At 70.9% G+C, this 10,945-nt stretch carries 8 protein-coding genes; 1 reads left to right on the top strand and 7 read right to left on the bottom strand.

The features are described from left to right. The 6 genes from KBX53_RS10060 to KBX53_RS10035 form a co-directional block, all read right to left on the bottom strand. Nucleotides 1–1,219, bottom strand: a 1,219-nt coding sequence (locus KBX53_RS10060) for a stealth family protein (RefSeq protein ID WP_210858793.1), incomplete at its 3' end; no start/stop codon positions are given. A 25-nt stretch (nt 1,220–1,244) separates the two neighbouring features. Beyond that, a complete protein-coding gene (locus KBX53_RS10055; protein ID WP_210858791.1) occupies nt 1,245–3,488 on the bottom strand; it encodes a glycosyltransferase family 4 protein in 2,244 nt (747 codons plus the stop codon). Continuing rightward, the gene (locus tag KBX53_RS10050; protein ID WP_210858789.1) at nt 3,485–5,134 is read right to left on the bottom strand and encodes a stealth family protein; all 1,650 of its coding nucleotides are present in this window, start codon (nt 5,132–5,134) and stop codon (nt 3,485–3,487) included. The genes KBX53_RS10055 and KBX53_RS10050 overlap by 4 nt, the downstream gene beginning before the upstream one ends. After that, nucleotides 5,131–5,832, bottom strand: coding sequence for a hypothetical protein (locus KBX53_RS10045; RefSeq protein ID WP_210858787.1), 702 nt, complete (start codon nt 5,830–5,832; stop codon nt 5,131–5,133). The genes KBX53_RS10050 and KBX53_RS10045 overlap by 4 nt, the downstream gene beginning before the upstream one ends. Next, complete coding sequence (locus tag KBX53_RS10040) at nt 5,763–7,079, bottom strand: PIG-L family deacetylase (RefSeq protein ID WP_210858786.1); 1,317 nt, start codon at nt 7,077–7,079, stop codon at nt 5,763–5,765. Before KBX53_RS10040 ends, KBX53_RS10045 begins: the two co-directional genes overlap by 70 nt. Nucleotides 7,080–7,107: 28 nt before the next feature. Further along, a complete protein-coding gene (locus tag KBX53_RS10035; RefSeq protein WP_156057864.1) occupies nt 7,108–8,967 on the bottom strand; it encodes a stealth family protein in 1,860 nt (619 codons plus the stop codon). Nucleotides 8,968–9,470: 503 nt separating this feature from the next. On the opposite strand from KBX53_RS10035, the gene KBX53_RS10030 reads away from it, so the two are divergent. Beyond that, nucleotides 9,471–10,391, top strand: coding sequence for a DNA-3-methyladenine glycosylase (locus tag KBX53_RS10030; RefSeq protein WP_210858780.1), 921 nt, complete (start codon nt 9,471–9,473; stop codon nt 10,389–10,391). Nucleotides 10,392–10,485: 94 nt separating this feature from the next. Here the strand turns inward: KBX53_RS10030 and KBX53_RS10025 are convergent. Continuing rightward, nucleotides 10,486–10,945, bottom strand: a 460-nt coding sequence (locus KBX53_RS10025; RefSeq protein ID WP_309140740.1) for an SRPBCC family protein, incomplete at its 5' end; no start/stop codon positions are given.

Below are 10,945 nucleotides of genomic sequence, written 5' to 3'. Positions count from 1 at the left end.
CCTCGGTGCCGAGGAAGACGTCGTCGTTGAAGTACAGGAAGTGCTCGGAGAGCCCGTCGATGTGGTGCAGTTGACTCTCGATGGCGTGCGAGTTGTACGTCGGCAGCACCGTCGGGTCGGTGAAGATCTCCCGGTGGCTGACCACCCGCAGCCCGCTGGCGGACGGGTCCAGCCAGGCCGGCACCTGGTCGTCGGTCACCACGTAGACGTGGCGTACCCAGGGCGCGAAGAGGTGCAGCGACCGCAGCGAGTAGCGCAGCTCGTCGCGGCTGAGGAAGCGGGCCGCGCTCGCCGCCTCCGCGTGGTACGGCACCCCGGCCACCTCGGCCCGTCGCCGTAGCCAGGCCGGGTCGGTGCCGTCGACCCAGGTGTAGACCACGTCGACCGGGAACGGCACGTCGTCGGGGCGCGGTGCGGCGAACTCCGGACGGGTCCAGGCGGTGGCCGGCGCGGAGGGGGACGCCAACCCGGTGAACCGCGACTCCGGTACGAGCACCAGCGGTGCCGCTACCGTCACCTGTTCGGCCACGGCGTTGGACCGCGGCGCGACAAGCGTGTCACCCTCCCGGGTCCAGAACTCGACGTCGCACCCGTACGCCTGCCCCAGCACCAGCCGACGCTGGGGGTCCGTCCAGTACCAGGTCAGCCGTACCACCGGGGCGTCCGCCAGCCGGTCCCAGGTCTTCGTCTCGAACCCGGCGGCCGGTTGCCCGGTGCCCTCCGGCACCGAGACGTAGCCGGGGACCCGGCCGCACGCGGCGGCGAGCGCGGCGCACGCCTGCGCGCGGTGGGTGGCCTCGACAGCCACCACCGACGAGCGGTGGGATTCCCCCCGCACCCGGAAATGGGGTACGCCGGCCTCGTCGAGCGCCGCCGTCACCGCGGTGAGATTGTCCAGCCGTGCCATCAGAGGGGTGACCGACGCCCCGATCCGGGCCACCCGGGGCCCTCGGTCGGCGGTGACGACCACCCGGTCCGCGCCAGCCAGCAACTCCGGCTGGCGGCGGGCCAGCCGCTCGCCCCGGCGCTCGGAGAGGTGGCCGTCGCGGGCGGCCCGGGCGACCCACTGCTTCAGCTGGTGCCGGGCCCGGGGGCTCACCTTCGTCGCGATGGCGCGCCGGGTCTGCGGGCTGAGCACCCGCCGGTACACCTCCACGAACCCGGTGGGTTCGGCCAGTGCCCGGGGTGGCTCGCCCGGGGTGGGCGTCGGTCCGGTCACGCTTGTCCCTTTCCTGCGTCCGGGTTCACGGACGGTCAACGACGACGATCGACAGTTCGCTGTCGCGGGTGTAGTACGGCCGGACCCGCAGCAGTGGCGCCGGGTCCTCCTCGACGAGTTCCAGTCCTGGGTCGTCCACCAGGTATATCTCCGGATAGTTGTAGACGAGCTTCTTGTCGACCACGTCGTCGACGAGCAGACCCAAGCGGACCTCCCGATCCGTGTCGGCTCGCCGTAGCCAGAGATCCCAGTCCTCGTAACGGCCCAGTCGGTGTGCGGCCAGTTCGTCGACGGCCACGTCGATGCGCAGATGACCGCTACGGGTCCGCAGAACCGGCACGGAGACCATGCCCTCGCGGTGGCCGCGTCGGTGCAGCACGGCCCGGTCCGGGGTGCCCGAACCGCACCAGACGGCCTCGATCGACACCCGCTCGCCGCTGAGCGCGATCCGCCGCACCTCCGCGTGCTCCTCCCGCACCCAACTGCGTACGGCCAGAAAGCCGTCCGCCGTGCGGTACGGCAGGTGCGCACGGATCGGGTTTGCACCGCCAGGACCATCCACCGGTTGGTATCCGCCGGCGAGTACCCGCGTGTCGATCCGGTCGGGCGTCAGTCGCTGGCGCGCCCCCGTTACCGGCTGCACGTACGCGTTCCAGCGGCCCTCCGGCAGCGCGTCGGCGGGCAGCACCACCGACTGGTAGATCCCGTCGTCCTGTGGTTCCAGTGGCATCCGCACCTTCTGCCCGCTGTCGCGGTCGCGCAGGAGCAGGTGCGCACCCGCCGCGAGCCCGGACGCGTTGACATGCAGGCTGAGACCGTGGTCCGGCAACACCTGGCAGTTCACCTTCGGCCCAGCGCCCGGCGCGGCAGCCCGCCGACGGATCGCCTTCTGCAACCGGGCGGAGGTGGCCCGAGCCTGCCGGATGCGGGAGAGGCGGACCAGAGCACCCATGCTCGCCCGGCGAGCCAGGTCGCTGCCGGCGATCCCGCGCAGCAGCGGGTCGCCCAACAGCCGCGCCAGACCAGGTTCCCGGACCACCTCACCGCCACGAGCCAACACCGAACGGCCGGTTCTCGGTCCCTTGGCCGACCGGGTGACCCGCGACGGCCGCCCGGTTGCCGGGCCTCGCTCAGCCAGCACGGCGGCGCATTGCTGGGCGAAGGACTCCGCCAGCGTGTCCGGATCGAACCGCGCCGCGTTCACCAGCGCCAGCTTGGCCAGCCTGGCCCGGAGGTCGTCGTCGCTCATCAGCGTCCGCAGCGCGGAGGCGTAGGCGTTGATGTCGTCCATCGGGACCAGCAGGCCGTCGACGCCGTGCTGGATGATCTCCCGGGGGCCTACCGGGCAGTCGGTACTGACAACGGGAAGGCCGAGCCGCATCGCCTCCACGATCGTCATGCCGAACGACTCGCGTTCTGAGGAGACTGCGGCGATGGAGCCCTTGACCCACTCCGTGGACATGTCCTCGCGCCGGCCCATCAGTTGGACCTGGTCGGACAGGCCCAACTCACGGATCTGTGCGGTCAGCGCGGGACGCTGCGGGCCGTCGCCGTAGATCCGCAACTTCCAGTCCGGGTGGTCGCCGGCGATCCTCGCGAAGGCGGCGATGAGCCGGTCGTACCGCTTGATCGGGTCGAGCCGCCCGGCGGTGACCACGATCCGGTTGGACCCGTCGGTGGGCGGGACCGTGGGCTGGGGAACGCTGTTCGGCAGCGCCTCGACGCGAGTGTGGGGCACCGGATTGCCGGAACGGAACGCGGCGGCGTCAGCCTCGGTCACCGTGAAGGCCAGATCGATCCGGTCGTACGAGAGCCGGATCTCCTCCTTCAACGCGTCATCGATCAGGTCCTGTGTCATGTGCTCCTGCGCCACAAGGACCGCGTGGTCGGGGCCGTGCCGCGCCACCACCAGGTTGATGCCCGGCCGGGTTCCCACGACCACGTCAGCCGAGGTCGAGCGCAGATAGCCGATCATCCGTTCGTCGGTGAGCCGGCTGTACTGGGTGTGGAACTCCTCGCTCTTCGGCACCAGCAGGGACGGCTCCCGAAGCTGGGGATCGGCCCGGTCGGGACGTCGCGGCCGGGTGTCGACGAGAGCCACCAGCGCGATCCGGTCATCGATGTCGAACATCGGCTGGTCGGTACGGCGGAACACGGAGGCGATCTCGACGTCGTGACCTTGGCCCACCAGGGCGGTCGCCAGGTTGAGTACGGCTCGGTTGGTGCCGCCCACGCCGTACATGTTGTGGATCAGAAAGGCGAACTTCACCCGATGGTCCTCAGTTCGTAGGGGCTGGGGACCGGGAAGTACGCCTCCATGAACGGTTCGAGGATGGTCATCTGGTGCTGCAACTGGGCGAAGGTCGAGTAGGCGTCGTTGATGCAGAAGGTGTCCCAGTCCCGCCGTGCCTCCGCCCGGCGCAGCCGTGCCTCCAGGTCGGGTACCGCGAGCTGGACGTAGCCGTAGTTGACGCGACCGGGCAGCGCGCGGCCGGTCAGGAACGCGTAGTAGTGGTGCAGTGAGTACGTGATGGTCAGGTCGTTGGCACTGCGGAATCGACTGCGCATGGTGGCCTCGTGCTCGACCGGGAACTCCCGCTCGATCTCCGCGAGGATGCTGCGCCGCAGCGGATAGGGCACGTGCTGGCTGCCCTGGGTGAGGGTACGGCCGAACCGCTTTTCGATCAGTGCCCGGTTGTTCTTGATCATCGCGTCCACCGGGGAGTCCAACTCGCTGATCTCGCCGAGCGGAATTCGGTTCTGGGACAGGAAGAACTTGGTGTTGCCGTTGGCCAGAAAGAACGTCTGCGGCGCCAGCGGGCGACCGAAGAACATGTCGTCGTTGAGGTACAGGAAATGCTCGGCGAGGCCGTCGATGCGGTGCAACTGACTCTCGATAGCGCAAGAGTTGAAGGTCGGCAGCGCGTCCGGGGCCGCAAAGATCTCCTCGTGGTTGACCAGGAAGATGTTGCCAGCGCTCAGGTCGAGCCAGGCGGGCCGTTGGTGGTCGGTCACGATGTAGATGTTGCGAACCCACGGCGCGTTCAGATGCAGAGACCGCAACGAGAACTTCAGCTCGTCCCGGTTGATGTACCGGGACTCACTCGCCGCCTCAGCGTGCAACGACTCGCCACGGACGCCCGCGCGGCGCTGCTGCCACTCTGGATCCGCGCCGTCGACCCAGGTGTAGACAACGTCGATCGGGAAGTCGATGTCGTCCGGGAGCAGGTGGTCGAACTCGGGGCGGCTACGGCGGGGCGGGTGCCACTTCACCGGGGACGCGAGGCGGCTCAGCCGGTGCTCGCCCACCTGTACCGGCGTGCCGTCCAGTGCCACCGCCCGCATCATCCGGTTGGGCCGGGGCGAGCGGAGCAGTCCGGCCTTCCGGTCGGGCTTCCAGAACTCGATGTCGCAGCCGTACGCCGGGCCCAGGATCAGCTTCAGGCTCGGGTCCGCGCGGAACCAGGTCAGCTTGATCGCCTGCGCGGCGTACAGCTCGGTCCAGGCCGGCGCCTCCGACGCGTCGGTGAGCCCGCCGACGATCGGCGGCCGGGGCAGTACCTGGCTCACATAGCAGGTCTCCGCCCCGCCGAGCTTCTCCAGTGCGCCAAGTGCGGCCAACCGGTCGACCTCACTCACGCCGATGACCGGCGTCCGGTCGTCCATGCCGCGCACGAGGAAGTAGTCCACCCCGTGCGCCTCCAGCGCGCCGCTCACCGCGTCGACGTTCAGCTGACGCCCCAGGATCGGAGTCAGGTCGGCATGCACGTGCGCGGTACGACGTCCACCGTCGACCAGGACCTCACGCAGCTCGCCCGGGCCATGCCCAGCGCCGCCCGCCGGCACGGACCCGGCCACGTTGACGGCCCGGGATGGTACGACCGCGCGCTGCGGTGCCACCGGCGTGTTGTTCACGGCACTTCCTTCATCGATGTCACTGACGATCCGAATCGTTGCGGTCGCGAGACGCGTAGGCCACCCGCTGTCGACACGGCCAGGACGACGGGGCGGCCGCTGCCGTCAACCTGCACCGCGTGCCCACCGGTGATCGGCGTCGCCTCACGAAACCATCGGCAGGGCGTCGACCCGTCCGGGTCCAACCAGGCGACGCTGGAACCGGAAGCGTCGTCGCGGACCGCGAGCAGGACCGCGCCCGCCCGGGAAACGTACCGGACGCTCAGCGGGCCGGGACCGCCGTGTCCGCCGAGGTCGGCCGCCGTCGACAGGTCCCACTCCCGACCGGCCCCCCGGGTGCGGTACGACAACAACGACGCCGAGTCCCGTCGTCGGAACAGCAGCAGCCGCTCGCCGTCAGGCAGCCGCGTCACGGCGGGGGGACCCGCCGGTGCCTCCGTCTCCAGCACGGCGTACTCGGCCGTGAGTTCCGGTACGGAGACCAGCCAACGTGCGGTCCCGGTACGCGCCGCGGCGAAGACCTCCACGATGTGGCCGTCGAGCGCGACCGCGGTCAGGCCGTCCTGGACGTCCCGGCCGCCGAGATCCTGCCACCGCGTCCAGGACGTCCCGTCGTGCAACCGACAACTCAGTCCCTTGTCGGCGTTGCGGACGAGCAGCAGCACGCCACCGCCGGGCAGCGGGACGGCGTGCGGCATGCCGAGGTGCCGACGCTTCGACGGATCGTCGAGCCCGGCGGGGTTGCCGAGCGACTCCCAGCGGACGTCCGTGTCACCCGGGGCCGCCGGCAGCACGGTCGTGCAGATGCACGACCGTGTCGGTCGGGCTCAGCCGTGATCTTCTGCCGCACCGTGAACAGCCGCAAGCCACCGTCCGCGGCGGCCAGCGCGACGACGTGCGGCAGGAACCCGGCGCCGGCGAGCTCCCGTCCTGGGGAGAACGCACCGGTGTCGGTCTGCTGCCAGTGGACCACCTGGCCGCCGCGTACCGCGAAGGCTGACAACCTGCCGTTCGGGCCCGGCGCGGACCATGCCTGCGAGCCGGGATAGCGCAAGGTGGTGCCTGACGCGTTCCCACCCCCGATCGCGTCGCCCCCGACCTTGCGGTCACCGCGGCCCACTGGACCGTCGGCGGGCAGACCGTCCGCCCAGCCGTAGATGTCCTTGTACCGCTGTTTGACTGCCCGCGCCTCGGGACTGAGGTTGGACGGCCACCGCCGGACGTAGTAGCCGCGGAACGCCTCGACGGCCGTGGCTTTGCCACCACCTTCGGCGAACCACCGTTGGGCCGCCTCGTGTGCGAACAGTCCGGTGACGGTGTGGGCAATGTGGTCGGAGTAGTCGCCGGTGTCGGCGTGCTGCGGGTTCGCCCTGTCGTGCAGTTGACGGTCCGGGTCCGGGTCCATCGTCCACAGCAACGTCGGCTCGACCTCGCGCAGGAGGTGCAGCAGCGCTCCGATCAGGCTCTCCCGGGAGTAGACGAAGCTCCCGGAGACCGGCGAACCGAGCGGCACCATGGTGGGTGTGACGGTTGCTTCGCCGGTCCACAGGCGCTGCAGTGGGCCAGCCTCGCTTGGCGAGCCGGGGGGCGGCGTGCACCAGAGGTTGAGAGACACCAGCCGGATCTGTGGCGCGTCGACAAGTGTCGAGAGATCCGCCTCGATGCCCGGACCCACGGTGACCGCATCCCGGCGCCACTTGGCGTCCCGATCGCCGAGAACCATCTCCCCGTACGCGCGCCGGAGCCCGTTGAATCGGGCGGCGGCGAAGCCCTCGAAGTTCACCGGCAGCGCGGCATGTGCCTCGGACCCGGCCGGAGCGTTACGTCCGTCCGCCTCACCGGCGGTCAGGCAGACGGTCACGTGCAGCTGGCTGTGGCGCAGCTGGTTGACGAGCAGCGGGTTCATGAAATAGAGGTCGTCGTCCTGATGGGCCACGATCGCCATGGACCGTGGGCTGCCGCTGAGCTGGCGATCAGACGTCACGGCGTTCCCCAACGGGGTCGGGTCCTCGGTAGGGCCGGTTCCTCCGGTCTGGAACCGCCTTGAAGTCGGTGACCGTGTTGAGCATGTTGTTGGGCATGGTGGGAGCGTCGATCGGGGCGCCCCGACGGGCGTCCTGCACCGAGCGGTACGAGCGCCGGTACAGCTCCCCGGCGCCCACGCTCCGCCGCTCCGCCACCACGTCGTCCGGCAGCTCGAACGGGGCGGGGAAGGGCAGGTAGCGCGGCAGGAAGTCGGCCAGCATCCGCTCCTGCTCGGCGAACGTCCGAGGGTCGGAGTCGGTGTCGTTGAGGCAGAACACGTCGCGGTTGCGGCGGGCCAGCAGCTCGGCCAGTCGGGCGGGGGTCGAGGGGTGGCCCAGGTCGGCGTACTCGTACTCGATGTCGCCGGGGACGGCCTGCGCGGTCAAAAACGCCCAGTACTGGTGCAGCGACGACGGGATGGACAGGTCGCCGTGGTGCCGGAACCGGTGCCGGGCGGTGGCCATCACCTCGTCCGGCAGCGTGCCCTCGATCTGCTGCATGATGCTGCGGCGCAGCGCGAACGGGGTGTGCTTCATCTTCTGCGTGATGGTCACGCCGAACTGCCGCTGGATGTGCCGGCGGTTGTTCTTCCCGGCGGCCTTCACCGGCGGGTCCTCCGGCTTCGCCTCGCCCAGGCCGAACTGGGCCGGCGAGGGGAAGAACTTCGCGATCCCGTTGGCGTGGAAGAAGTGGTTGGGCAGCAGCGGGCGACCGAGGAACACGTCGTCGTTGAGGTAGAGGAAGTGTTCGGACAGGCCGTCGATGCGGTGCAGCCGCGACTCGATGGCGTGCGAGTTGTACGACGACCGGCCGCCGAGGTCGGCGAAGAGTTCGGCGTGCGAGATGACCGTGATCATCGGGTGGCTCGGGTCGAGCCAGCTCGGCAGTTGACTGTCGGTGATCAGGAAGATCCGCCGCAGCCAGGGCGCGAAGCTGTGCAGCGACCGCAGCGAATACCGCAGCTCGTCGCGGTTGTGATAGCGCGAGGAGTTCGCGGCGACCGCGTGCAGCGGGCCTTCGGGGGCGCCGAGCGCCAGCGACTTCCGCTTCAGCCACTGCGGGTCGGAGCCGTCCACCCAGGTGTAGACGGCGTCGATCGGGAAGCCGATCCGGTCCGGCGCTCGAACGGCCAGGTCCCGGCGGGTGCCGTAGGTGTGGTCGTCGGCCTCGGGCACGAAGTGGCTCATCAGCGCCGCCGCCACCCGGACCGGCTGAGCCCGGGCGGGTGCCTCGTCGACGACCCCGTTGCGCCGCGGCGCGCGGACCATGTCCCCGTGCCGGCTCCAGAACTCGATCTCGCAGGCGAACTGTGCGCCGAGGACCACACCGGCGCGGGTGTCGGTCACCGGGAAGCAGACCTGGATCACCTCGGTCGGGGTGGCGTCCGGTTGGTCCCGACGGGGCTGGACCTGCACCACCCGGACGTCCGCGCCGGCCAGTGCGGGGGCGGAGCGGATCAGGCGTTGTACCGCCGGCCGGTGGTCGTCCAGGACCGCGACGGTGCTGCGCAGGTGGTCGTCGTTACGGATGCAGTGGTATTCGATGCCGGCCGCGTGCAGCGCGGTGGTGACGGCCGTGAGGTTGCGGTGCCACTGCTGCAACGGGGTCGCCGTGGCGACGACCTCGGCCCGGGTGCGAACGCCACCGTCGGTCACTGCCACCCGGGCGCCGAGGGGATGCACCGTGTCGCCGCCGCGCGGGCGGGAGAGCGTCTGCACCAGGCCCATCCGCCGGTGCGCGGGCAGCATGCCCAGCAGTCGCCGCCGGGCCGGTGACGGCAGGAGTCGGTAGATCTTCAGGGCGATCATGCGCTGGGCCGTCCGTTCGCTACGGCCGCCTCGTCAGCGGGCACCGTTCAGCCCTGCGTACGGTTGGCGGGGCGACGTCCCACTCGCGATGATTCGACACACACCCGTGCGGCCATCACTGCATGCCTTTCCACAGATCCCCCGTTGGCACCGCGTGGCGATCTGGCGTCAACCGCGCGTCGCCTGGCGGCGGCTGGCGGCGGACACCGATCTCCGGGCCGGACCGTGTTCTCCCGTGAGGGACGACGTTGGCCGCCGCAGGTGGCCCGGGGCAGTGCATGTTACCTGCAGGCCATCAAATAACCACATGATCGATACCTGGCCTACAGGTAAAAATGGCATAAGGGCGGTATGGGGGTATTCGAGAAGATAATCCTGGCCATTCGGGTGGTTCAATGACACCGGGTCGGTCGACCGAACGTACCCTCGCGAAGCTGCTCAACTCCGCGTGCGACCGGTACGGCCGATCGCCGGCCGCTGCCGTGACCTGGCAGAGTAGCGGGGTGACCGAGACCGGACCCGCCGCGACGAGGGTGCTGCACCCACCGGTCGGCTACCGGCTGGCCGCTTCGGTCCGCGCGCTCACCTTCAGCCCGTACGACCCGTGCGCCCGGGTGGCGGCCGGCACCTTCTGGTGGGCGACCCGCACCCCGGGAGGTCCAGCCACGCTCGCGCTGCGACCGGCCGGCGGGGAGCTGCTCGCCGAGGGGTACGGGCCGGGGGCCGAGCACGTCCTCGCCCGCGCCGACGCGATCGCGGGGCTGCGTGACGACCTGACCGGCTTCACCGAGCTGGCCTCGGCGCACCCGCTGGTCGCCCGGCTGGCCCGGGAGCACCGAGGGCTCCGGATGCCCGCCACCGGGCAGGTCTTCCCCCGGCTGCTGCGCGCGGTCTTCGAACAGAAGGTCACCGGCAAGGAGGCCTACCGGGCGTACGCGGCGATGGTGCGGCACTTCCGGGAACCGGCTCCCGGGCCGCTGCAGCCGCTGCTCCTACCGCCCGAGGCCGCCGCGGTGGCCGCCACCCCGTACTGGGTGTTCCACCCGTTCGGGGTGGAGCAGCGTCGGGCCGACACGCTTCGTCGCGCCGCGGCGCTCGCCGACCGCCTGGAGCGCAGCACCGACGCCACCGACGCCACCCGTCGGCTCACCGCGATCCCCGGCATCGGGCCGTGGACGGCCGCCGAGGTGGTCCGGATCGCCTACGGGGACCCGGACGCGGTCAGCGTCGGCGACTACCACATCCCGAACACTGTGGCCTGGGCGCTGGCCGGCGAACCGCGGGGCGACGACGCCCGGATGTTGGCCTTGCTGGAGCCGTTCCGAGGTCACCGGGGCCGGGTGTGTCTGCTGCTGGAGGTCGCCGGCATCCGGGCGCCGAAGTACGGCCCGCGGGCCCCGATCCGCTCGTTCGCCGGCTACTGACGCGTTGGGGCGGACGCGCTCACCGGCCGGCGCAGAGTCGACACGGTACGGCTCAGCCTGCACCCACCGATGCGGCGGCGGGAGAGCCCGACTGTCAGCCCCGCTCGCAGCGACGCCGGAGCCCGTCGGCCTCCATCCGCAGGTAACGGCGGAGCAGCCCGCCGTACAGCCGGCCGATCAGGCCGGCCAGCGGACCGGACTGGTCGATGGCCAGCTCGACGCGGGTACGCCCGTCGGGCAGCGACAGCAGCCGGTGCTCCCCCGTGGTCCGCACACCCGGCGCGCCGGAAACCCACACGAACTCCCGCCGCTCGGTCAACTCGGTGACCCGCCAGAGGGCCGGCCGCAGCTTCGGCTGCGTCAGTCGGGCGGTCGCGCCGACGGCGAGCGGCCCCGGTTCCCCCCGCTCGACCTGGGTCACCGAGTCGGTCCACTCGGGCCAGCTCCCCACGTCGACGAGCACCGCCCAGACCTGCTCGGCGTCCGCGGCGATCTCGGTATCGGCCTCGAACCGCATCACGTTTCCTCCCCGGCGGCGCCGCTCGGCACCGCCC

Source organism: Micromonospora sp. M51, from assembly GCF_018070305.1.
GTDB classification, from domain to species: Bacteria; Actinomycetota; Actinomycetes; order Mycobacteriales; family Micromonosporaceae; genus Micromonospora; species Micromonospora parva.
The sequence above is the reverse complement of the archived record's forward strand: the minus strand, read 5'-3'. Positions and strand labels throughout refer to the sequence as shown.